We start from the raw sequence: 23,953 nt of genomic DNA on the forward strand, positions 1-23,953 counted from the left end.
AGTATTCAAAAGAGGAAAAATGTCAAGCATCATGAAAGACTATAAATTTGATATTCAAAAAACCATCGATCGATCATCAAGGTCATTGGTGTAGGAGGAGGTGGTTCCAACGCCGTGAATCACATGTTTAACCAGGGGATAAAAGACGTGGAATTTGTGGTAGTCAACACAGATTCCCAAGCTTTAAAAAGCAGTCCAGTCCCACTAAAACTTCAAATCGGAGTTCACCTTACTGAAGGATTAGGTGCTGGTGCCAACCCTGAAAGAGGTAAAAATGCGGCATTGGAAAGCAAGGACGAAATTAGAAAACTCCTTGAAGACAATACCAAAATGGTATTTATCACTGCTGGCATGGGAGGTGGTACTGGTACAGGAGCAGCTCCTGTCATTGCTAAAATAGCAAAGGACATGGACATCCTGACGGTAGGAATCGTCACTGCGCCATTTATATTTGAAGGAAGGAAAAAAACCTTCTCAGCACAAGCTGGTATTGAAGCCCTTAAAGAGAGTTGTGATACCGTGCTTGTTATCCTAAATGATAAGCTTCGGGACATTTATGGTAATTTACCTATTCGCCAGGCATTCGGTAAGGCAGACAATATCCTAAGTACAGCGGCAAAATCCATCGCAGAAATCATCACAGAAACACAGGATGTTAACGTGGATTTTGAAGATGTGAAAACCGTCATGAAAGATGCTGGAGCAGCAGTAATGGGCTCTGCAATGGAAGAAGGCGAAGGAAGGGCCATTAAAGCCGCCGAAAAAGCGATCTCTTCACCATTGTTGAACAATGTGGATATAAAAGGTGCAGAGAAAATTCTATTATCTATCATGTCTGGAGAAGAAGAAGAGTTGTCTATGGACGAACTCGTGGAAATCACAGAATACATCCAGGAAAGAGCTGGCGACATGGCAGATGTGATCTTTGGACAAGGCATAGATCCAGACCTTAAAAAGGCTATCCGTGTAACCGTTATTGCCACTGGTTTTGAAACGAAGTCATTAGCAGCCAAAAACAAAAAGGATAACGAGGAAGAGCCTACCAAAAAGGTGATTGATCTTGAATCAGGTAAATCCTCTAAAGAGGAGGAAGCGGCAGTCTCCGGACAATCCATACCTTTCACTGTACAGCAAGCTCCTATTCCTGTTCAGGAACCAACAAAACAACAAGAGCCAGTAATCGAAAATGTTGCGCCAAAGGTAAATCCTCAGCAAATTAAAGCGACTGAGTCTGAAGACGATGATTTTGAATATGTGTCTCCAGAACCTAAAGCGGAACCTAAAAAAGTACTGTCTTTATTTGACAAGCCTGGTCAAAATCAGTATCGGCAAGAAGAAAAGGAAACAGAAGAGTCGGCTGTTAATCAGGTAGATTATTTTGAACAAATCAAGGTAAAAGCGCTTAAAAGAGCCCATGATAGGTTTGAAAAACTAAGACAAATGAGATCGGTAGATCAGTCTCCAGAGGAATTCAAAGAAAAAATTGAAGTCCCGGCTTATATGAGAAAAAAGATCAAACTTCAAGAAGTCCAACACAGTTCTGAAAGAAGCATTTCTAAGTTTAACCTAAATGATGACAACGAAATCATCAGTAATAATAGGTTCTTGCATGACAATGTTGATTGACCTTTAAAAGTCAATCAACAATTTTGCTTGTTCATTCAATAATGCCAAATACAGCCTGTTGGATACATGGTCGTTTGACATGTTTTCCTCTATTTTTGCCAGTTTAATTTTATTGGCCAAAACATGCATCCCCAGGTAATTAAAGATGTCGGTAAGGTGGCTAAGTGCGATGCCACCCCCGCCGATACCTGATGAAATACCAACCAAGGCACATTTCTTAGCGTTAAAGCTATTTGGATAAGTCATCCCATCAATAAAAGACTTTAATATTCCAGGGAATGAACCATTGTACTCAGGTACAATGAAAACAAACTTGTTACCACTTTTAATTTTATCATGAATGGCATTATAGGCTTTGTTTTTGCCATTGTGCTCATATAAGGCTGTAAAAACAAAATCATCCGGCAATTCCGTGAGGTTAATGATCTCCGCCTTGGCACCATTTTGCTCCAAAATCTCTTGATAAATAACAGCGATTTTCTTAGAAATTGCATTTTTACGATTGGTACCAACTATTATCTTAATCATACAGGCTTAAATTTGATTATATTATTACAACCAAAGGGCATATAAAGTTTCTAGATTATTGTTTTAAACTGGAACATATAATAAACAAACGATAATTTATTAAATTCTCTTCCCCTGAATAAGAATCAGGGTAGGCTGAGAAATACCAGTAAATCTTATCCCATATCCACTTCTTAATTTGCAGAACGCCACTCGAATTTTGCCAAAAAATTTCGCCTACGGTTTAGGCAAAACTACAAAGTCATAGAAGATTAAAAATCCGTACCTTCGGGTGGTCAGGTAATGCCAAAGGGGTAATTTACCTGTTTTGTATGGCAATTTCAACACTAAATACAATGATTTTGCCTATTTTAGTTTAAACCATAGTTAACGCATCATTCCTGAATTGCCAAATTCACATGTATAAAGATTTCGAAATCAACTATCTGGACAAAATTCATCAGGCAGTAGCTCACCTAAAAGGTATAATTAATGATAAACCTGAAATAGGAATAATTCCTGGTACAGGACTAGGGAGTTTACTCAACGACATAGAAATAATCACCGAAATCCCTTACCAGGAAATCCCACATTTCCCTATTCCAACAGTTGTTTCACACCACAGCAAATTAATTCTAGGCAAAGCTGAAGGAAAGCTTATCCTGGCCATGAAGGGTCGGTTTCATTATTATGAAGGCTATTCTATGAAGGAAGTTACTTTTCCTATTCGGGTAATGAAAATGCTCGGAATTAAAACGTTGATTATTTCCAACGCTTCAGGTGGACTCAACCCTGATTTTAAAATCGGAGACGTTATGGTCATTGAAGACCATATAGATCTTTTCCCTGAGAACCCACTCAGAGGACTACATGTAGAAGGATTTGGAGACCGTTTTCCAGATATGAATACTGCCTACCACCCGGGAATGATCCAATTGGCTTTTGATATTGCCAAACAAACCAATATAAACTTACAAAAAGGAGTATATGCTGGAGTTCAAGGTCCAAACCTGGAAACACCAGCCGAGTACAAATACTTGAGAACAATTGGTGCAGATGCCGTAGGGATGAGTACAATCCCTGAGGTAATTGTTGCTATTCAATCTGAAATGAATGTTTTTGCATTGTCGGCCATCACCGATTTATGTACCCCTGGAAATATAAAGAAAGTTAGCCTTCCTGATATCCTTGAGGCAGCTGCAAAGGCGGAACCTGCTATGCGTAAAATCATCCTGGAACTATTAAAAAGAATATAAATACCCCTCGTTTCATCCATAAAACCTCACTTAAATCACTTCTTTCGGCAGATTATTTGATGAACTGTCAATGCACAGCTATAAAGCCACTACCATAAATCCACTATTGGAACAATTATTGGAGACTTTCCATTAAAAAAGAATTATGGAAAAAGTATTGATAATTGGAGCAAATGGAAGTATAGGGCGTATCCTGTCGGAGAAGCTTAAAGACAATCCTGATTACACCCCTGTGGCCATGGTAAGGGAAGAAAGCCAAGTGGAACATTTCAAAAACAAGGGAATAGATACTGTTATTGCCGATTTAGAACAAGATTTTGGCCATGCTCTTCAGGGGATTGACAAAGTTATCTTCGCTGCTGGATCTGGTGCTAAAACTGGAAAGGACAAAACGGAACTGGTAGACAAGAAAGGGGCCATTAAAAGTGTCGATTTTTCGATTAAATATGGCGTAAGGAAATTTGTAATGCTGAGTTCAAGAGGAGCTGAAAATGCTGAAAAAGCCGATGAGTCCATGCAGCATTACCTTCTCGCAAAAAAAGCCGCTGATGAGCATTTAAAGGCTACTAACCTTCCTTATGCCATCGTTAGGCCGGGAAGCTTAACAGATGGCCCTTATACCGGGGAGATAAAAATAGCTGATATTTTCAATGAAAAAGGAGACATTTCCAGGGCTGACGTAGCAGCTGTTTTAATACACATGCTCGATCATGGAATAGATGGGAAACAGGTTTTTGAAATCTTAGGTGGAAAGGTAGACATTGAAGATGCCGTACGTTTATTCCTTAAAACAGGCCAAGCAGTGACATAATATTCCTTATTTTATAGTTTTTAGCCATTTATCATTTTTTGGTTAAATTTATTGGAACAGTAACCCAATAACCTAAACTATGATACACTGGCTCTCCTATTTATTTACCGCTGTTTTAATTAACAACTCACCAGAACCACATTTTCAAGCCCAGACACTGGACGACAACATTCAAATCGGCTATGGACTTGCCATTGGGGATGTAGACGGTGATGGAAAACCGGACATTTTATTGGCTGACAAGAATGAGTTTGTCTGGTACAGGAATGGCGATTGGAAGCGGTTTGTGATGGTCAAAGACCTTACTGAATATGACAATGTCTGTATTGCCGCCAGAGACATCAATGGTGACGGCATGGTAGAAGTGGCTGTAGGTGCCCAATGGAATCCGGGAGAAACCTCAAATGAGCAAAAATCCGGGTCGGTACATTACCTTATCCGACCAGAGGACCCCACCAAAGCCTGGGAACCTGTAAAGCTACACCATGAACCTACCGTGCATCGCATGAGGTGGGTGAAGGCAAATGACAACTTGTTTCATTTGGTAATGCTCCCCCTCCATGGACGAGGCAATAAAGGAGGTTCTGGGGACGGGGTTAAAGTGATCGCTTATGAGCAAATAGACAAAGAAGGCCGGGACTGGAAACATTGGGTCTTGGATCAAAGCATGCATGTTACCCATAACATGGAACCTGTCCCCAGCGAAACGGGTGAAACATTGTACATTGGAGGCAAAGAAGGCGTCAAAGCTTTCTCTTATCAGGATGGTGTCTGGACACACAAATCCAAGGACGGTTGGCTAGTCAATGAATACGGGTTTGGTGAAATTCGTGTTGGAAAAGATGCAGTAGGAAATTCCTTTTTGGCTGGTGTGGAACCCTTTCACGGTCCAACCTTATCCGTTTATACTGTCGACAAAAAGCCTTTTGCTATAGAAAATTTAAACCGAACCCTCCTTACTTCTGCCATGATGCAGGGACATGGGCTTGCCACAGCCGATTTGCTCAATATGGGTGAAGACCAGATAGTCGTTGGTTGGAGAGAAGCCAATGACGATGGTGACCTGGGTATAAAAATGTTTGTTCCGCAAGAAGATGGTTCTTGGGAGAAACATTGGTTGGATAAAAATGACATGGCTTGTGAGGACCTGAAAGTAGCAGACCTTGACGGTGATGGCAAACCTGAAATTATTGCTTCAGGAAGAGCGACAAAGAATTTAAAAATATATTGGAACAAAAGTTATTGATCCAACACTAACCATACAGATAAACCCAAGCTAAACAGCACATTCATGTATCAATACCTAAAAAGCATCTCAGCGACACTCCTACTTACAGTTGGTATCGTACTATTCAGTCCTGCACAGGATCTTTCACCATTGGCCAATGATTTTATTGAAAGTTTAAGTCCGGAATTAAAAAAGCAAGCTTGCTTTCCTTTTGATCACTCAGAGCGATTCAATTGGCACTTTGTTCCTCGGGAAAGGAATGGCCCTACTTTTCATGACTTTGACCAAACACAAACTACAAATGCATTGAATTTGATGAGGGCTTCCTTAGGGACAGCAGGACAAGAAAAGGCTGCGGCTATTATCGAACTGGAAAACGTACTAAGGGCGGTTGAAAACAGGCCTGAAAATGACACCTACCGGGATCCATTAAATTATCACTTCAGTGTTTTTGGACAGCCCTCAGCTGACAAAGCCTGGGGCTGGAGACTGGAGGGGCATCATTTGTCATTAAATTTCTCCTCTGCCAAAGGAACCATCACCTCCTCTACCCCATCTTTTATGGGCTCCAACCCAGGCATCATTTTAGAGGGGCCTCATATGAACAGGCAGGTTCTTGGGGATGAAACCAACGTAGGATTTCAATTATTGCATTCATTGAACGAGACCCAAAAGAAACAAGCTGTTTTTGCCAACAAGGCCCCAGCAGATATAATCACCTCAAATAACAGGAAAGCGAAAATCCTGGATCAGGCGGGAATAAAAGGAAGTGACCTTCAACCCAAGCAACTGGCCCTATTAAAAGAATTGGTAGAAGTTTATCTCTCCCGATTCACCGCTGAATACCATGCGGACTTATTGAAACGAATTAAAAATTCAGGTTGGGAAAAAATGTCTTTTGCTTGGGCAGGAGCAGAAACGAATAGCGTTGGCCATCCTCATTATTACAGCATTCAGGGTGCTGGCTTACTGATAGAGTATGACAATATTCAAAACAATGCCAACCATGTGCATGCAGTGGTTAGGGATCTTCAAAATGACTTCGGAGGAGATCTGCTACAAAGCCACTACTTACAGGACCATTTAGGTAAAAATATGGCCCATAGTGCAGAATAAAAAAAGCGTAACCTAATAGATATTATAGGTTTGCATTGCAAACCTCGTAAACGAATAGCCCATAGTCAATACTGTGGGCTATTTTTGTTCTAATGAAAGAGAAATTAACCAATACAATAGTTGCTTAATTTAAACAACCTTTTTCTTAATATCAGGAGAAGGTCTGTAGGCATAATATTGTAGCACTTCCTCCAGTGCCATTTTCAGGGCTTTGTTAACGGGTAAAATTTTATTGCCCATGTGAAAGTCTATTTGATTCAACTGCATATAGTAGTCAGTAAAAACCGGCACATTCAGGCCTTTTGAAATGGCCTCTACCGTAGCATTAAAATGTTCGGATTGACCTTCTTTGATGATTTTACAAGTAGCCAATCTCAAATGTCCATATTTATCCTTATTGGCAGCAAACCCAAACAGCCGACAAATTAAACCCCGGTATTTGTAATCGCTACAACGACCCTGACCATTAATGGTTAAAGGCTTATAGATCAAACATGTCAAACTATGGGCCTCATCAAGCTTGGTGAGGGTGCTTTCTGCCTCCCCATTTAAAAACAGGTGAAAAGCCCAAGGTAAAAATTCTAAAGGAGAAGCTTCAATATCAGGGTAGGTACAACATTTACCACAACCAGCAACACAGCCCAATCCTGATGCTTGTTCAAACTGAGCGCTTTCTTGCTCCAATTGATGAAAAAGTTTTTCCACCAATTCCACTTTTCGCTCTATAGACATTATTTTTTATCGAAGGTAGACTTAAAAAAACTATAAGAGGATGTTTATTTATAAAAAGAAATCAAGATTTTTTCATTATTGAATTCCTGCGAAATGATTTTAGATTTAAAGGTATAACTGCGTCTAAACCAAGAAGAAATCCATTCCCTATTTTAAAGAAGGTTAAAAGATAAATGGTCAAAAACTCAATAGCCTATCTCCATAATTTCAAAGACCCGATCTGCCTTGGCTAGTTTCAAAATTGCTTTGTCTCCAACTTTCTTGTCTATTAATAATCTTGCAATTGGCGAAATAAATGAAATTTTTCCCTTAGCAACATCTGCTTCGTCTACCCCCACAATTTGATATTGATTAAGTTTGGTATCATCCCCTATTTTGAAAGTCACCACTGCTCCAAACCGCACTTCATTGGGAGGCTGATTGGCAGATTCTACTATCTTGGCTGAATTGATACGGCTAGTAAGCAATTGCAATTTTGCATTGATGTGATTAAACGCAATTCTCCGTTCTTTCTCATCATGATGCCCCAATTGTTCTCTTTCATTTATTAAAGCCTCTTTTTCGTCTAATAGCTCTTTCATACCAATCCTGGTTACGTAATTCGTTACTCCCTCTGGTAAGTCAGCTCTAGGTGGAACCATTGGAATCACTTCCTGGTCGTCTTCTTTTACAAATCCTCTACTCATGGCTATAGTATTATAAAAATATTTTCTTTGGATCTACTTTATATTCCTTTAAGACTGGGGCTTGATAGGCCTTTACTTTTAGTCCGAAATTAAAGCACTATAAATGGCCCTTACAATAAGTCCAGACAAGGTAGTTTCAGCAAAAAGAAAGCCTAAGTCACAACTAAAACATAAAAAAGTGGATTCAACCTCTTAAAAAATAAAATTGAATAATCGACCCTCTTTTTCAATCCCAGACACTATAAAAGCAAAAGGCGAAAAACCAATCCGTAAAGTCACTCTAATTCCCAGTACTCTTTCCATGCCCTAAACCTAACGTAGGACTAAAAGATTACAGCCCAGACGTTTTCAGGAGGCACAATACTTATTTACTAACAGCTGGTATTTCTTTAATTCTTCTATGGACATCTCTTTTGTCCCATCATTACCCTATTTTAATATTTTATCGCAATACACTATGGCCATATACAAGTAATTTTTTGATGTATCAAACTTCTCAATTTAAAAAGAAAAGCATCACTTGGTATAACCTTTTCCTGATATTCTGGACAACAGATCATTGCACTGATGATTCTTGTAGCAGATTAAAATTCAGGTAAATGATAAAAAGCAAAATTTTATGAGTAATTAGAAGGGTTATTTAAATCTTCGCCATTAAGTAGAATGATTTCTAATCGAAAAAATTATATAGGTCTTCTATTGAAGCATTATCAAGGATAAACAGGTTGTTTTCTGTCCCTGTATTCTTAAAACCTGATTTAATAATTTCAATGTCTTCATTGATAATACTCAAATTTTCATGCTTTCCATTTCCGTCGGTTATTCCTGAAATCAACAGTTTTATGGGTGCTAAGCCTGCGGCAAGGTCTGGCAAGTCATAATATTGCAATGAACCCGCTACTGCGTTGTCAATAAATTGCGGGGCATAAAATCGGGATGCTACAATTGACCTATAAGATGAATATGGTTTAATAAGTGCAACATGTGTAATTGATTTTTCAAAAGCTGCAGCATGCAGTAGTACCGGGGACATTTGTTCATGCGCAATACCACGTATTTCTTTAATTTCATCATTCTCCTTAATGACTTGGACAAGTCTGAGCACATCACTTACTCTAATACCCAAAATACTCCTTCCTATCATTACGGAAGGATACCAGATTTGATATATAAGTCCTTTATTGTAAGCATGGTCAAAATACGAACCACCTAACCATTCGCCAGGACCTGTTTCACCCGTGCCAATTAAATCAGGAACCAATACCGTATAACCTTGATTTACAACATCCTCTATTTCATTACTTTCGGAAGAACTGGCAATTTTACCATCGGGATGTAAATAAATGATAGCCTTTTTATTCGAAGCATCAGGGGTAAACAATAAATAAGGGACAGGATAGTCACCTTCGCCTTTAATAAAATATTTCTCAATAAGATATCCTGTTTTTCTTATACTTCCTGTAAGAACTGGCTTTGGATTGGTTCCGGGCTTAATATAGCCGGATAGTTGTTTGGCATATTCCACCACCTTTGCTGGGTAATCTTCAATTGCTTTTCTTGACCGCTTTAGCTTTTCGTTTAATTTTTCAGCTTCTTTTTTATTCAAACTAAAAACAGACTCATAATTATCAAAAGATGTTGAAACTTGCCCTGTTGGGGTAACCTGTAATTCTTCTTCTGATAATGGGACCAATTCCTCGTCAAAAGGATCTCCGGGATTATCTAAGTGTTGTTGAAAAAAAGCATACGTCGCTTCCCTGTTCTTTTTTGTACTTGAGTGGGCCGCAAGATCTTCTACCCTGCCAAAGTTGTCTTCTTTGTCATAGGCTTTGTACATTTTTGAAATTTCTTCCTCTGCTTCTTTTGAACCATCAATATTAAAAATATCATTTGTGGTTGTTATCATTAAAGCCGGTTTGGGAGCTACGGCTATCAGAAAGTCAGCATGGTCAATTTTGTTTGAAAACATACCTATTATGTTTTGTTCCCCCTCTCTAGGCCCTATTGATTGCAACATTCTAGTGTATGTTGTTATATGGTTTTCAACAGCGATAGCGTCAATCCGATCATCAAATGGTGAAATATAAGCTGTTTGAAAACCACCTCCAGACCTTCCTGTCATCCCTATTCTGCTGCCGTCAACAAAATTTCTGGTTAATAAGTAATCAACTGCCCTAATCCCATCCCAGATCATGTATTTAGTTAAAGAACTGCCGTTTAAAAATATTTGAGCTGTAGAATAAGCATGTTCTCTTGTCACAGCCCCTACTATTGACTCATTATTCACGGAGTCAAAATATTGAAATCGTTCCCCCTGCCCAATCGGATCGTATGCAAATACAACAAAGCCTTTTTTCACCAGGTTAAGGATAATTTGCTGATAGCCGCCACGATATCCTTGCGCGGTATGACCACTACAATATACAATCGTTGGGACTTTATCCCCCTCTTTTACAGAAGAGGGAATAAACAAGGAGGAGGTGACATAAAAATTAGGTTGGGATTCGAAAAGGATGTTTTCAACACGATAAAAATCCTTTTCAATTGTCGATACAATTTTTGAATTCAAGGGTGTTCTTGCGGGGAATTCTCCAATAACTTTTTTCAACGACCCTTTTACCTTTTCCTGGTATTTTAACCAATCATCAGTGCTGCGAAGGTTTTCAACTTCAATTTTACGTTCGTTTAATAAGCCGTAAGCCTGATCGGTAATATGATCATACAATGCATTTGGTGCATTACTAAAGCCCTTCCAGTCTTTTATTACATCTAATTCCTTTTGGGCATTTGAATTTGAACTTAATGAAAGTAGTACAATTACGAAGAAAATTTTTCCAAGGAACTTGTTTTGTATTGACAATCGCTTTTTTATTAATTTCATATAAGATGATAGTAACGATTCAAAATCCATTTCTTTTTGCATACTTGCCGCATTTGCCAATGCCTGACCGAAAAAGTCATTCTCATTAGCAACAACACAACCTCTAACGGATAAAAAGTAGTCAGTAGAAAAGCGTTTGTTTTCTTCTTTTTATGAATCAGTTCCAATATTTGAAGCATAGATTAAACCGTCAAGAGCGTACAGTTTCACTGCTGAAATTGCTTGATGTTTGTGGCTTGTTTTGACCTCACCGATAACTTGGGTATTTCATGAGGTTTATGCTGCAGAGATGCGCAAATAAGGACTACACGCCTTCCCTTTACTTTTTCCTTTCTCAAATTAAGGCTTCTGTACAAGAAATCAAGCGGAAAAACCACTTATTTAATTGAAACCGATACAATACGGAAATATATTTCCATAGTAGCGGCGTCCTTATATCCCAATAATACCTGGATCCTTCTTAAACCCGAGGTATGCTATGGCCATTCTAATCCTGATGAACTACCTCCCTTTATTGCCCTGAGCCTAGTAAAGAGGCAAACATAGCTTTCAGTCCAGGCTGTTCCAGCCATCCGAATGCTTGGCTATGGACAATAGTATTTATTTTCTTTTATAACTTGATTTTTCACTTGTTCCATCTGGATTTACAAACTCAAAAGTGTAATTGCCATCAGTATCCCAACCGTAATTTATTTTATGGATTTGTGAACTCACTTTATAGGTCAAGTTAAATTGCTGGGAATTAGGGTTTTCAAAACCAATGATTTCTGCCCCACGTAATGGTCTCAAATCAGGTCTTACACCTCTTGTTTTTGCTTGTGGCATTATTTCATTTTCGGGGGCTTTTGTTCGAGGGTTTATCTCAACTTTGCCCTTCATTGCAGCAATTAAATAGGGGTATTCTTTTACAGCGTGGTATTGATAGGTACTGTCTGAAGTAAATCGGCCTAAATTCTCATCCAACTCCTCTGTCGTTTCACCATACACAGCAAAGCCATCTAAGGCATAAGCAATGGGCTTGTCCTCTCCAACTTTAGATTGTAAGTGCGTTGGAGCTAAGTGGTAATGGTAATCATCTGCTCGTCCACAATGACCGCCCCAATTGTCAAGTTCCCCAATCGCATTGGCATCTTCACCTCGATTATTGAGCGGATTAAAAATAGGAATGCCGTTTGCTGCAATGGCAATGGCCCCTTTCATGAAATTGTCTTTTGTGGACATTGGATTTTCAGCCAATTCAGGCTGCAAAGGAATAGCCCAGGCATTTTTACCCGAATAATCATGGTTAATAGGAACTTGTTGCTGCCAATTGGTAATCCCTACCATCATTTTGTGGGCTGGAATACCATCTGACTCGATATAAAAATAATTGTCATCATGCCTTGTACTAACCTTGTCAAAAGATCCAAATACAGCTTCTAAAAATGGAAGCTTATTGGCAGCCATTTTTTGTAAAGCTTTAGAAGATTGTGTGTTTGCACAGCCCATAATTAAAAACAGGACACCAATAAAACTTGTGGCCAGAAAAGGCTTTTTTGTCTCCTTTTTCAGGTTAAAAACTGAAAGTGCTACCATTGCTATCCCTATTATTAGCAACAAATTTGAATAGTCAAATGGCTTGCTAACCTGGCTTTCTTCCGTCGCGTTCAATTGACTGATAAGACGCACTCTTTCTGTAATATAGTTTTGCTCCTGAGCTTTAAAGTCAGCAAAATTGAAAGTGAGCACTTCATGATTTTCATCGCTTAAATACACCGTTTCTCCTTCTTTCATAATGAAATCGCCTTTAATCGCTTCATTACTATTCACAAAGTGCCAATCTTTTGTTGGTGTGCCGTGCCCCCCTTCGTGGGCAAAAGTTTGATAGGTGATTAGATGTAGGGCAAATAAGAAAAAAAGCTTTTTCATTTGTAAATCATTTATTGGAATCTGTAAAAGTTAAGGTTGTCCTGTCAATTACCTTAACACCAGAAATGGCTTTCATTAATGTTTCCAAATCAACATCCAGAGAATTTGATGTAGGAAGTGATTTTGGCATTTCTGACAAGGCAAATAGCGCAATAGTATACGTATGTTCTCCTGGTCCGTGAGAACAAGGTGAAGTGTAAGATATGGCTGTCCCGTCCTTATTGGATCCCATATACCAATTTGGGTTGTTAGCCATTTTATATGGAATTTCAGAGACAGATGGATTGATACCCCATAAAAGTAAGTATGAATTTATTACAGTTTTATCATCTTTTTTAGGGTAATGGTACATAACTATAGCTAAAGAATTTGTGCCTTCAGGTACATTAGTCCAGGATAGGGGTATAGAATTTTCTATATCATTTACTTTTTTTTCACATTTATAATCTTCTAATAATTTTCCATTATCCACAGCTTTGCTATTCAATTTAAAATCTGGGTTAATGGTTTTAAAATCATCGTAATTATAAAAAGAAGCTTCTTTTTTAGTATTACAAGAATTCCCGAATGATAAAATTAAGATTGTTACAATAAATACGAGATTATTCTTCATTTTGATATTGCTATCCTTTGTTCCTTTATAATTATGTTATTAATTAACGATATATCGTACTAATACTTCGTTGTCTAAAACGACATTGGTAGACCAAATAAATTGGGCATCCTTTTTAGAATCGTCAAAAATTGAAGTAAAGTTGGTGTAGGATGGTTTATTATCTACGCCAATGGTTCGATTGCTAAAGGTGGTAGCATTAGGCCAATTAGAATCATCAAAATCAGTTTTCATCCAATCAGTAGGAACCTCCCAATGTAAGGCATAAAAAGAGGACCCATCCTGACCTCCTTCTGTACTACAGTTTTTAGAATACCTGTAATTGCCTTCTTCTGATACACAGCCTAAATCTACAATTGGAGCCGTGTAAAAGGTTTGTGCCTTCCAATTTTCATCAGTTGCAGCAATGATATTGTTTTGAGCATCTTTAATTACGGCCACCATTCCACCATCTCCAGCATGAAAGGGCTTGCCCCTATTGGCTTCACAACCAACACCAAGGTGTTCTTCCCAATCCACTAATTTCATTGCCACTGTAAATGGTTTTTTAGCTTTAAACCTTACAATACTCGAATTAAACTCAGTAAATGGAACCTTGTCTTTTCCAACAGGAATACCATTCACATACATTTCAAAGTAATTATCAGCAAAAATATAGGCTGTGTAAAGATCGCCTTCCTGGTCAATTACTATGCTATTGGATTCGTCATAATGGGATAAAGCTTCTTCTGCGGTTTTATAGGTTATTCCCTCGCAAGAATTAAATAAATCTGCGGCAAAAGGAAATTCACTGTTCGTATAGTTGGTTTCAGCAGGAACAATCCACTCTTTCTGATCGGTAGAAGTGATTTTTCCAACATCCGTTTTTCTACCCCGCTCACAGGAATAAATAGCTTCAGATATCGTGGTTGCTATTCCTTGAGTAATACTTGCCGTTCCATTATAAGCTGAAATTGACGTAGTTTCTACGTTTTCATTTGATGTTGTTTTTGTTTTTCGATCTGCACATCCCACTGTCAATGTCAGCATTAGGAATAAAAGGAAATAGTGATTCATCATTTGAAGTTTTAATTATTGTACTAAATAATATTCGGCTGGCTTTACCCAATTTTTACCGGACAGCCAATGGCTTTAGTAAAGTTAGGGTCTGGTTTTGAGCCATTTTCTAAGGCTTCAATAGCTTTTTCTACGTATTTGACTTTAACATCATCTGCAGATTGTGCATTGTCATCTATCGTTCCTATGTATTGAACTTTACGTTCGCTATCTAATAAAAACACATGTGGAGTTCTTACGGCACCATATTTTGGGAAAATCTCATGTTTTTCATCAGCTAAATAGGGGAAAGGAAAGTCTTTTTCTTTCGCTCTTATTTGCATGGCTGCAAAATTTTCCGTCTCATTGTTCTCATTTACGTTAGGGTTAATGGCGATTACTGGATAACCTTTTGAAGAATAGGTATTGTGTAAAGCGATTAAGCGATCCTCATACATTTTTGAGAAGGGACAACCATTGCATGTAAATACTACAATGTATCCTTTGGCCTCTTCGTAATTGGCCAATGAAACCATGGTCCCATCTACATTTTTAAGATTGAAATCAGTGGCAACTTCTCCAATTTTATATCCACCAACTTCTTCTAAAGTTTTTGTTTGCTCTGGATTATGACCACCACGAGGAGGACCTTTTCTTTCACCACCTTTTGATTTGTTATTACAAGAGGTTAATAATCCGGCAGTTAAAACTACGAGTACTAAAAGATGACTAAATTTTCTCATTATTTAATTAATTTTTGAATTTCATTTTCTAAATCTTCAAGGCTCTCAAAGGCACGCTCATGAAATGAGCGATTCTTGTTATTGAAAATAATTGTAAAAGGAATTGCTCCTGACCAATTAGGATCAATTTTATCAATCCAACTATTCGAATCAGGATCGTCTAATAGGATCACTTTAGATGAAATATTTTTGTCTTTTAAGAAAGGTTTCAATTTTGTTTCTATGTCCTTTTGAAAATCAAGACTTACCAAGAGTACATCTGCATTTGGGTTCTTTTTCGCATATGCCTCAATAATGGGCAATTCCTTTACGCAAGGAGCACACCACATCGCCCAAAAATTCACTATTTGAGGCTTTTCTGAATCCGTATACAATAACGGCTCAAGAGTTGTAAAGTCATGAACTGTAATGATGTCTGTATCATTTTGGTTTAATGCTACCTTTACCTCACTGCTATTACTACTGCAACCCGTATAAAATAATGAAACACATAACCATAATATTAAACCGTTTTTTTGTGTCATCTTTTTAAATACTTCAACTGTTTGGATGCTATTTTAATGATAATATTCGATTGATACTCATGGTCCTTTTCCGCCAAGGATTTATATAAAGCGGTGCGACTTTCCACACCCCCCAAAGAAGTGAGATCGCAATGCTCAAGCAGGACTGTATCTGCCAAAAACCAAATGCGCATTTGTTAAACGAACCCTTTTAAGGCAGTAAGCACACATTTATTGCCGTTTATTTCTACGTGGGTTAATTTTTTAATAATGACCTGTTTCATACTATTTGTTTTATGACTTGGTGGTGTAATGGTATTAAAATAAAATAGTATCTATAAAAGGAATCGACAATCTTGAAGATTTTACCGACAGGGTGTATCATTTTATCTCTTAAAATTTTTAAGAATTTATCAAAAGTCATATTATAATTTAGACCTGAATTATGCTGTTTAGCCATTTTTATGATTCATATTAAAAAATTTGCTGACATGCATTCAGTGTCGAGTAAGAAAAAGGTGGCAGCCAGAACCACTCAGCCTGGAACGAAGACCACCCCTACACCAACTCCAAAATGCATAACCTCACCAATAATTACACTTTATCAAAAAGTCTTCAATAGAAACCTTGGAACACCTAGGTCTTAGATTTTTTAAAACCTCAAAAATCAATGAAGGAGGGACTAAAAAGCGATACTAAAAAATCAATTCGTCCGCTTTTTATTAATTTTACTGCCACTGAATTATCCAACAAAACCATTCCAATACCTCATGTTCAGGTAAATTTTACAATTCGTTTTTTTGTAACGAGTTTCTGGAATCAACATAGTCTACGTCAATCACATAGCGTCTTTTACTAGCAGATATTTTAAACCTGGCTATTAACCATTTTTTTGGTGATTTTTATCTTCAATCTCATCTTATAAATAGGCTACAATGGATTACGGTAAGAAGCGTTGCACATTTCAAAGTGTAAAACCGGTACAAACCCACCGATTAAATGTTGTTTTGCTCAAATATAGCCCTCTCAGTGCAATGATTTTTACCACGTTTTAGCGCTATTGTTCTTCCATTAGTTATTAATCCTTTATTTCTGGTATTGAAAATGAAAAAGTAGAACCTATATTTTGTTCACTCTCTACCCAAATTTTTCCTCCGTGTTTTTCAACAAATTCTTTACATAACATTAAGCCTAGACCTGTTCCATTTTCATTTTCTGTTCCTACTGTTGTTATGTTTTTATCTAAACGAAATAAATCACCAAACCTATCTTTTGGTATTCCTATCCCCGTATCTTTTATCGAAATTTCTACGAAACTACTGTTGGTTTGTTTTTTCGATGTGATTATAACAAGACCGTTCTTGGCTGTAAATTTTATTGCATTCGAAATTAAATTTCTAAACACAGTACTGACCATATTACTATCGGCATATATCACTTCATTTTCTGATATATCATTCACAATTTTAATGTCTTTTTTATCCGCTTGTCCTTTAAAGTTAATTGCGATTTCAAATAGCAATGTTTTTAAATCCAATTTTTCAGGAGAGTACTTCATTAAACCAGTTTGTGATGTTGCCCATGTCAATAAATTTTCCAACAACTTAAAAACATTATTCGCACTTTCGTACACAGTTTCTATAATCTCTTCTCTCTCTTTGTCATCATAGCTCTTTGGATCATTTATTAGAACCCCTAATAAACCGAGAATGGCAGTAAACGGACTTCTTAAATCATGAGCAATTATAGAAAAAAATTTATCTTTTGTTGCATTCAGTTCTGTAAGTTTTTCTCGATATTTGGCCTGTTTAATTTCCAAAGCCTTTCGCTCTGTATTGTCAATTAGAATTACTAAATAATTATTATCTATACATTTATTAATGGTTACTTCTAACCAAATTTGAATATCATTTCTAACTAATGATAGTTCAAAACTATTCTTCAGATAACCTTTTTTTGCAAGTTCGAAATGATCATAAAACTCAGACATTGACGAACGTTCTAACATTGTAACAAATGGGTGGCGCAATAAATGATCTCTTCGTCTTTGAAAAATATCCGTTGCTTTAAGATTAATTTGTTGAATTATAGCCTTTTGATCGAGTACTAAATATCCAACTGGTGCCAAATTAAAAAGACTGAAATAGTTGGAGTTAGATTTTTCTATTTCGATCCGTTTTTCTACCAATTCTCTATTTTGCAACTCTAATTCAATTTGATGGACCTGCAATTCCTCAATTAGTTTTTTCATTTCTAATTGAGTTAGCTCTGAATCATCAATTGGCTTTTGAATTAGAATTTCAGACGCTTTTTTTCTTAAATTATCCATTAATATTTTATTTAATTTCTTCAAAGATTGTTGCAAACAATCCCTTTTCGGGAGAATATGCATTCACCTTATATCTCTTTTTTAACGGCTGTGAAAAATGCTCAAAAATAAGTTGTTCACCGGTTAAAGCTACATGTCCATATTTTTCAATCCACTCATTTTCAATTTCTGGTATAATATGTTTGATTGTTTCTCCAATAACATTTTCTTTTTGCAAACCCGTTAATTTTTCAAAACTTTCATTGATGTCAATAAATTTGTAATCAATAGGGTTTCCTTTTTTATCAAGTATAATTTCGTGAAAAGCAAAGCCGTTTGAAATGTTCTGAAATATTGAACGGTAAAGATTAATATTGAGATTAAGTTTTTCTTTTGCTTGTATTCGGAGTAAAACCATAGCAAATTTTGCGGCAAATCTTTTAACAATAGATATATCATCTTCATTAAAGTCAGTAGATTTATCAAATAAAACAATTTGCCCTAATAACTCAACATCAGAATAAATCGGGACGGACATATAATTATTCCAATTTATATCATTATCTTCTATTTTATATTCTTTTCTAAATTCATTAATATCATTGGATATAAAGATTTTTTTCAGATTAAATCTTACATTACAAAAACAAGAGGCTTCAGACTTGTCATAAATATTATTGCAATTATTGCTTATTATACAACTTCTCCCGGCATTTGCCAACACTATTCTTTCGGTTTTATCTTCATTGTTGATAGCTATATAACCATTTTTACATGAAATTAATTTCATTAATTTCTTTAAGGTTATTTCCGAATAATTTTCTAAATCAACATTATGTGAGATTGCTATTTCGCTTAATTCAGAAATAGTTTTGTCTATTTTATTACTTCTTTCTATCCTTATTTGTTCCTTTTTCTTGTCGCTAATATCAACTAAAATCCCAAAAGATGTAAGAGGATTTCCGTAAGTATCATAATCGGTTCTACACTTTTCTCTTACATATTTTACTTCATTTTCTTTTGTTACAATTCGATGTTCTATTTCGAAAGGTATTTTATTTTTTATTGATGCGTATAAACTTTCGGAAACCTTATTTCTATCTTCAATGTGAATAAATTCGATGAATGATTCAAAATTCAAATTAAAATCAGACTGTTCTACCTGAAAAATCTTATATATTTCTTCTGAGCAACTAAGAACGTTACTGGCATTATCTAATACCCAACTGCCCATGTTCGCGATTTGCTGAGCTTCTTTTAGTTCTAATTGTGAATTATGATAATGTGTTATATCTATAAATGACATAACTATTCCCTCCATAAAACCCTGTTGTGTAAGATATGGCATAATTTTCATTCGATACCATGTATTTTTACTTTAACTATTTGTTCAACAGTTTCATGATTGCTTAATACGGGTTGGATTTCTTGATAAGGATTTAATTCTTTTAGATGGTGTGTAATGTCTAATATTGGCCGACCGTGGTCGTTTTTTTTAAGATTAAAAATATCTGTTATATTTTCAGTGAACTTTCTTATTTTCAAATCAATATCAAGGAAAATCATTCTAACTTCTGAGTTTGCCAAGAGATTGTCCATATCGTTGTTCATTTCAAGTAAATCCGAATTTTTTATTTGGAATTCGGTATTTACCGTATAAAGCTCTTCGTTAACGGATTGCAGTTCTTCGTTGGTGGATTGCAATTCTTCATTTGCCGAAATCATCTCTTCATTGGTCGATTGCAGTTCTTCGTTGGTTGTTTCAAGTTCCTCTATACTTGCTTGTAAATTTTCTTTATTGTGTTTTAATTCATTTTCTAAATCTGCAATTCGTTGTAAAACAAGCTGATCTACCTTTTCATACGATTGAATTTCCTGCGGAATAACTTTTGATTTCTCTTTCTTTATAAAATAAACGACAACAAATTTCTGATTCAAATCAGGTCGCTTAAGAGGTGAAAATCTCAAATCTACTAAAATATAGGTATCCTCCGTTCGCTGATATTTAACATTGTGATGGATAACATCTTCTTGCGATTTTATCGCTTTATTGATAGCAATACTAAAAGTGAGTTTCAAATTCTGCGGAACCATTTTGCTAAGGTTAAACTCAAAACCATCGGCAATTTTATTGATATTCGGTAAAATTAAAAATGTATTCAATTCGCCATATGAATTGACTATTTCGTAACTTTCGTTTACAACCACTGTAATGGGCGAATTGTCCATTAAAATTTTTTCAGTAAAAATATTTACCAAATCAATCGTCGAATTTTTTAAGGTATAAATAGGTTTCTTAACCGGCACATTTTTTACAATACCTCCAGGAAATCGGCTTATTGTATTTCCTTCTAATCTTGCACTTCGTACAGATTTAAAGACTTTCCATTTATGGCTAACCACTTCAAAATAAGCTTCCATTTCACCAATAGTTTCGCTGCTTCCTAAAAATAAATACGCGTTTTTATTAAGCGCAAAATTAAAAGCAGATAATACTTTTTGTTGTAATGGTGCTTGAAAATATATTAGCAGATTACGGCAGGTTAAGAAATCAATTTTATTGAATGGCGGATCTTTAATTATATTGTGCGAAGCAAAAACTATCATTTCACGAATTTTATCCACAATTCTGTAGCCATCGTTTTGAGGGATAAAAAACTTACTCAATCGCTCACTCGTAAGATCCGCAATAACACTTGAGTTGTAAATACCAGCACTTGCAAACTCTATGGCATTTTTATCTACATCTGTTACAAATATTTTAATATCATTATGCAAATCATTTTCTTGCATATATTCATAAAACAAAATGGCTATAGAATAAGCTTCTTCTCCTGTTGAACAAGCCGAAATCCAGATTCGTATTTCATCTTCAGCTTTTTTATTTTTAAACACCTTTGGGATAATATCGCTTTCAATAAGTTCAAATGCCTCGGGATCTCTAAAAAACTTAGTAACGCCTATTAAGAGTTCATTGTAAAGTGTTGTTTGTTCTTTTTTGGAGCTTCTTAAATACTCAAGATAATCTTTTAAATTTTCTATTTGATTTATACTTAAGCGCCTTTCAATTCTTCTAGAAATTGTGGTATCCTTATAATAAGTAAAATCGAGTCCGTTACTTTCCTTTACAATTAAAATTATTTTAGATAAATAATCTTCAGGAACCATGCTTTGATTACTATTTCTATCTTTCTTCTGGATATATGGATGCTCAACATAACCAATTATTTTAGCTGGCATATCCTGTGGTCTTAAAATGTAATCGACCGTACCGGTAGAAATTGCGCTTCTTGGCATACCGTCGAATTTGGAATGTTCTGGGTCATGCACAATTACGATACCTCCTTTTTCCTTAATCTCCCTAATCCCCCGGCTTCCATCACTTCCTGTCCCTGAAAGTACAACTGCAATTCCTTTATCTTCAAAATCTTCGGCCAAGGACTGAAAAAAAATGTCAATTGGTAAATTTAAAAATTTCGATATCCCTTTTTGAGTTAAATGAAGCTTTGAATGGAAAATTTTCATGTTCATTTTACGTGGAATTAAATAAACGTTATCCGGTTCTACGCTCATTCCATCTTCGGCAGTATGAACAGGTAAAGAAGTTCGTTTTGATAATATTTCGGGCATTAAACTTTTATAATCTGGCGAAAGGTGCTGAATGATGACATAAGCTAGGCCGCTATTGGACGGAACGGTTAAAAAAATGCTTCGATTGCTTCTAATCCACCTGCCGAAGCTCCTATACCTACTACGTAAAAATTTTTTGTTGATATCATGTTTTTTATTTTTCATCATTTAGTTCGTTAATCTAAATGGCTAAATTCATGGTTTTGTTCAATCGAAAAAAATAAATTCTCAGCATTATACAAATGTAACTTATTCTCCAATACAATTGTTTAAATCTAATTTTAAATTATAATTATTACATTGTATATCAAATAATTACTTATTATCTATATAAATAAACAATGGTTAATAATGGGGGTGGCTGGCAGATCACTCTAAATTCTTAACTACGGAAAATATTAATCAGTGATTTAAAATTTATTTTAATTCTATTTGGGATGTGTGGGGAATTGGTGCTAACGGTCTCGTATAACCGGCAGCTACGGGTTAAATTAGCGATTATTTTCGGAATTGCGGTTATACCTTCTCGAACGAATCCTGCTAAGGCAGTAAGCCTGCAGTTTTTGCCGTTTCTTCCTACAATAGACTTATCGTTAATATTGAACATTTTAAGCTATGAAAAAAAAGCAACCTATCAATGAAAAAACCGGTAAAAATGTGCCAGGCTATGATTTACAGCTCAAAAGGCTCCTGTTGTCCTTAGCCAGCAAGAGGTTAAGGAGCTATTAAAAGCCCCAAAGCATACTTGGACCAAAGAGGGCCTCCAGGCAACTGGTTTAACATAATCTGGAAGCAAAATAATGAGCATTAGCTAGCTGAAAGGTACAGGTATGTACAAAAGGTATAAATAGATTACAGAAACTTTATCACTACTAGGGATTGGTCCGTCCCTGAACCAAACATCGCTATTCTGCCCCTAGTTTGCGCTATTTTTATATATCCATTGATAGCCAAAGTACTTAATTTTGTTCTTATTTTAACAGCTTTACTTTTTTATCAATTCCACACGACGGTTTTTAGTTCTTCCTTCTTCAGTGTCGTTTTCAGATATAGGGTCTTTTGGGCCAAATCCATCAGAAGTGAGGCGATAACTGTCGATCCCCGAAGCTATAATTGAATTTTTCACAGTTTCTGCTCTGTCTTTAGAAAGTTTAAGATTATGTGTCTCGTTTCCTATATTATCAGTGTAACCATTAATGCTTATTTTTAAATTCTTATCGGATTGTAATGCCTTTGAAATTTCGGAAACCGCATCTTTTCCATCTTTTTGTAATGTTGCTTTGTCTGTTTCAAAGTTAATGTACAGTATTACTTTTCCCTTATCGTTCAAGTCTTTTTGAATTTGGTCTGACTTTAACATTGTAATAGTTTGCTCAAAAGGGGCTTTTTGTAAGATATTCAATTTTCCATAAGCTGAGTTTCCAGTAAGCTGAATATAGATATCATCTCCATTGCTACGTCTTATGAGATAGACCTTTATAATTTGCCCAGCATAGCCCATTGAACCTTCTTCCCCCAAATAGGTTGCTTTAGAACGGTAACTATTGTATTCTTCATTTGTTATTTCGCCATCAAAAATCTTAACACCACCAATGGCTGTGATGGCATTGTCATAGCTATTTTCAAAATAAGGCAATGACCAATCTTCATCGCTCTCATCTGTTTTTACGATACTACTTTTCCAAACCTTACCTTCCAATGCTGTCATCACACCATCAATTGGGAAATATAATTTATCATAACTTCTTTTAACGGGTTTATTTTGGTTCTTTAATCCATCAGGTAAGCTAAAGAATGGAAAATCTCCCAATTCACTTTCTGATATGGGGATTGAATTAATGTCAAAAGCATCTTTTAACGTTTTGTCTATAATTTTTTTATCTTCTTGTTTTTGTATAGTTTTGGTGGAATTGTCATTGTTTAATTCAGTGTCTTTTTTTCTGTTTTTTTACAGGATGTTAAAGACGATAAGCATGTTACAAGAAGTAAGAAAATTATTTTTTTCATTTTTTTTAAGTTTATTTAATTTATATGTTATTTTAACCTATGACATTCTGAATATAGTTTAAGCTCTATTGACATTATAATTCTCATATTTTCATAAATTCCAAAAGGTTCGTAGTTATCTGAAAATTCAGATATTATAATTCCCCCTTCTTTATCGAATGAAATTAAAGCTATATCAAAAACTTATTCCAAATTTAGTGTGAGTAATAATCCATTGTAAACAACAAGTTTTTCATAGTCAGTAGATTTTTTCAAGGTTTGATATGTGAAACAATTAATGGAGAATTTTTTTTTAATCCCTTTATATCACAAGATTTCAAATAATAATTTATTTTTTTCTATATAATCCTTTACCTACTAAGA

The 23,953-nt window shown here is 35.8% G+C and carries 17 protein-coding genes and 1 pseudogene; 5 read left to right on the forward strand and 13 right to left on the reverse strand.

The window, feature by feature from the left end:
- The first annotated feature begins 123 nt into the window (after positions 1 to 123).
- Entirely contained in the window at positions 124 to 1,626 is a 1,503-nt protein-coding gene (gene ftsZ, locus ADICYQ_RS10920) for a cell division protein FtsZ (protein ID WP_020892577.1), read from the forward strand.
- A gap of 3 nt (positions 1,627 to 1,629) precedes the next feature.
- Here the strand turns inward: ftsZ and ADICYQ_RS10925 are convergent, their stop codons facing one another.
- A complete protein-coding gene (locus tag ADICYQ_RS10925; RefSeq protein ID WP_020892578.1) occupies positions 1,630 to 2,154 on the reverse strand; it encodes an NADPH-dependent FMN reductase in 525 nt (174 codons plus the stop codon).
- Positions 2,155 to 2,552: 398 nt separating this feature from the next.
- Between ADICYQ_RS10925 and ADICYQ_RS10930 the strand changes: the two genes are divergently transcribed.
- The 4 genes from ADICYQ_RS10930 (at position 2,553) to ADICYQ_RS10945 (ending at position 6,544) form a co-directional block, all read left to right on the forward strand.
- Positions 2,553 to 3,389, forward strand: coding sequence for a purine-nucleoside phosphorylase (locus tag ADICYQ_RS10930; RefSeq protein ID WP_020892579.1), 837 nt, complete (start codon positions 2,553 to 2,555; stop codon positions 3,387 to 3,389).
- A gap of 145 nt (positions 3,390 to 3,534) precedes the next feature.
- Positions 3,535 to 4,200: an SDR family oxidoreductase gene (locus tag ADICYQ_RS10935; protein ID WP_020892580.1), complete on the forward strand. Its 666-nt coding sequence runs from the start codon at positions 3,535 to 3,537 to the stop codon at positions 4,198 to 4,200.
- Positions 4,201 to 4,279: 79 nt separating this feature from the next.
- Positions 4,280 to 5,446: an FG-GAP repeat domain-containing protein gene (locus ADICYQ_RS10940; RefSeq protein ID WP_020892581.1), complete on the forward strand. Its 1,167-nt coding sequence runs from the start codon at positions 4,280 to 4,282 to the stop codon at positions 5,444 to 5,446.
- Between the two features lie 45 nt (positions 5,447 to 5,491).
- Positions 5,492 to 6,544, forward strand: a complete 1,053-nt coding sequence (locus ADICYQ_RS10945; protein WP_020892582.1) for a DUF3500 domain-containing protein — start codon at positions 5,492 to 5,494, stop codon at positions 6,542 to 6,544.
- Between the two features lie 129 nt (positions 6,545 to 6,673).
- Here the strand turns inward: ADICYQ_RS10945 and ADICYQ_RS10950 are convergent, their stop codons facing one another.
- The 12 genes and pseudogenes from ADICYQ_RS10950 to ADICYQ_RS11015 form a co-directional block, all read right to left on the reverse strand.
- Complete coding sequence (locus tag ADICYQ_RS10950; protein WP_020892583.1) at positions 6,674 to 7,276, reverse strand: YkgJ family cysteine cluster protein; 603 nt, start codon at positions 7,274 to 7,276, stop codon at positions 6,674 to 6,676.
- 185 nt (positions 7,277 to 7,461) lie between these two features.
- Positions 7,462 to 7,962: a GreA/GreB family elongation factor gene (locus tag ADICYQ_RS10955; protein ID WP_020892585.1), complete on the reverse strand. Its 501-nt coding sequence runs from the start codon at positions 7,960 to 7,962 to the stop codon at positions 7,462 to 7,464.
- A gap of 670 nt (positions 7,963 to 8,632) precedes the next feature.
- Positions 8,633 to 10,843: an alpha/beta hydrolase family protein gene (locus ADICYQ_RS10960; protein WP_051160174.1), complete on the reverse strand. Its 2,211-nt coding sequence runs from the start codon at positions 10,841 to 10,843 to the stop codon at positions 8,633 to 8,635.
- 600 nt (positions 10,844 to 11,443) lie between these two features.
- On the reverse strand, positions 11,444 to 12,751 hold the full coding sequence (locus ADICYQ_RS10970; RefSeq protein ID WP_020892589.1) for a YHYH protein: 1,308 nt from the start codon (positions 12,749 to 12,751) through the stop codon (positions 11,444 to 11,446).
- A gap of 7 nt (positions 12,752 to 12,758) precedes the next feature.
- Positions 12,759 to 13,364, reverse strand: a complete 606-nt coding sequence (locus ADICYQ_RS10975; RefSeq protein ID WP_020892590.1) for a YbhB/YbcL family Raf kinase inhibitor-like protein — start codon at positions 13,362 to 13,364, stop codon at positions 12,759 to 12,761.
- Positions 13,365 to 13,403: 39 nt separating this feature from the next.
- The gene (locus ADICYQ_RS10980) at positions 13,404 to 14,423 is read right to left on the reverse strand and encodes a hypothetical protein (RefSeq protein WP_020892591.1); all 1,020 of its coding nucleotides are present in this window, start codon (positions 14,421 to 14,423) and stop codon (positions 13,404 to 13,406) included.
- A 41-nt stretch (positions 14,424 to 14,464) separates the two neighbouring features.
- Positions 14,465 to 15,142 carry a thioredoxin family protein gene (locus ADICYQ_RS10985; RefSeq protein ID WP_020892592.1) on the reverse strand — a complete coding sequence of 226 codons (678 nt, stop codon included), beginning with the start codon at positions 15,140 to 15,142 and terminating at the stop codon, positions 14,465 to 14,467.
- Positions 15,142 to 15,666: a TlpA family protein disulfide reductase gene (locus ADICYQ_RS10990; protein ID WP_040415743.1), complete on the reverse strand. Its 525-nt coding sequence runs from the start codon at positions 15,664 to 15,666 to the stop codon at positions 15,142 to 15,144. Before ADICYQ_RS10990 ends, ADICYQ_RS10985 begins: the two co-directional genes overlap by 1 nt.
- 1,057 nt (positions 15,667 to 16,723) lie before the next feature.
- Complete coding sequence (locus ADICYQ_RS25945; RefSeq protein WP_020892595.1) at positions 16,724 to 17,974, reverse strand: PAS domain-containing sensor histidine kinase; 1,251 nt, start codon at positions 17,972 to 17,974, stop codon at positions 16,724 to 16,726.
- 7 nt (positions 17,975 to 17,981) lie between these two features.
- Positions 17,982 to 19,274 (reverse strand): PAS domain-containing protein, encoded by a 1,293-nt coding sequence (locus ADICYQ_RS25950; RefSeq protein WP_161625596.1) that lies wholly within the window; start codon positions 19,272 to 19,274, stop codon positions 17,982 to 17,984.
- Between the two features lie 24 nt (positions 19,275 to 19,298).
- Positions 19,299 to 21,751: pseudogene (locus ADICYQ_RS11010) on the reverse strand (CheR family methyltransferase); the annotation flags it as partial.
- Between the two features lie 817 nt (positions 21,752 to 22,568).
- Positions 22,569 to 23,393: an OmpA family protein gene (locus tag ADICYQ_RS11015; protein ID WP_020892600.1), complete on the reverse strand. Its 825-nt coding sequence runs from the start codon at positions 23,391 to 23,393 to the stop codon at positions 22,569 to 22,571.
- Positions 23,394 to 23,953: the final 560 nt, after the last annotated feature.

Source organism: Cyclobacterium qasimii M12-11B, assembly GCF_000427295.1.
Taxonomy (GTDB): Bacteria; Bacteroidota; Bacteroidia; order Cytophagales; family Cyclobacteriaceae; genus Cyclobacterium; species Cyclobacterium qasimii.

Excerpts from the sequence above, each read along its gene's own strand:
- ADICYQ_RS25945 (WP_020892595.1), bottom strand. The coding sequence starts at position 17,974 with ATGGATAATTTAAGAAAAAAAGCGTCTGAAATTCTAATTCAAAAGCCA.
- ADICYQ_RS10935 (WP_020892580.1), top strand. The coding sequence starts at position 3,535 with ATGGAAAAAGTATTGATAATTGGAGCAAATGGAAGTATAGGGCGTATC.
- ADICYQ_RS25950 (WP_161625596.1), bottom strand. The coding sequence starts at position 19,274 with ATGGAGGGAATAGTTATGTCATTTATAGATATAACACATTATCATAAT.
- ADICYQ_RS10975 (WP_020892590.1), bottom strand. The coding sequence starts at position 13,364 with ATGAAGAATAATCTCGTATTTATTGTAACAATCTTAATTTTATCATTC.
- ADICYQ_RS10955 (WP_020892585.1), bottom strand. The coding sequence starts at position 7,962 with ATGAGTAGAGGATTTGTAAAAGAAGACGACCAGGAAGTGATTCCAATG.
- ADICYQ_RS10945 (WP_020892582.1), top strand. The coding sequence starts at position 5,492 with ATGTATCAATACCTAAAAAGCATCTCAGCGACACTCCTACTTACAGTT.
- ADICYQ_RS10950 (WP_020892583.1), bottom strand. The coding sequence starts at position 7,276 with ATGTCTATAGAGCGAAAAGTGGAATTGGTGGAAAAACTTTTTCATCAA.
- ADICYQ_RS10990 (WP_040415743.1), bottom strand. The coding sequence starts at position 15,666 with ATGACACAAAAAAACGGTTTAATATTATGGTTATGTGTTTCATTATTT.
- ADICYQ_RS10980 (WP_020892591.1), bottom strand. The coding sequence starts at position 14,423 with ATGATGAATCACTATTTCCTTTTATTCCTAATGCTGACATTGACAGTG.
- ADICYQ_RS10960 (WP_051160174.1), bottom strand. The coding sequence starts at position 10,843 with ATGAAATTAATAAAAAAGCGATTGTCAATACAAAACAAGTTCCTTGGA.
- ADICYQ_RS10930 (WP_020892579.1), top strand. The coding sequence starts at position 2,553 with ATGTATAAAGATTTCGAAATCAACTATCTGGACAAAATTCATCAGGCA.
- ADICYQ_RS10940 (WP_020892581.1), top strand. The coding sequence starts at position 4,280 with ATGATACACTGGCTCTCCTATTTATTTACCGCTGTTTTAATTAACAAC.
- ADICYQ_RS10970 (WP_020892589.1), bottom strand. The coding sequence starts at position 12,751 with ATGAAAAAGCTTTTTTTCTTATTTGCCCTACATCTAATCACCTATCAA.
- ADICYQ_RS10985 (WP_020892592.1), bottom strand. The coding sequence starts at position 15,142 with ATGAGAAAATTTAGTCATCTTTTAGTACTCGTAGTTTTAACTGCCGGA.
- ADICYQ_RS10925 (WP_020892578.1), bottom strand. The coding sequence starts at position 2,154 with ATGATTAAGATAATAGTTGGTACCAATCGTAAAAATGCAATTTCTAAG.
- ftsZ (WP_020892577.1), top strand. The coding sequence starts at position 124 with ATGTTTAACCAGGGGATAAAAGACGTGGAATTTGTGGTAGTCAACACA.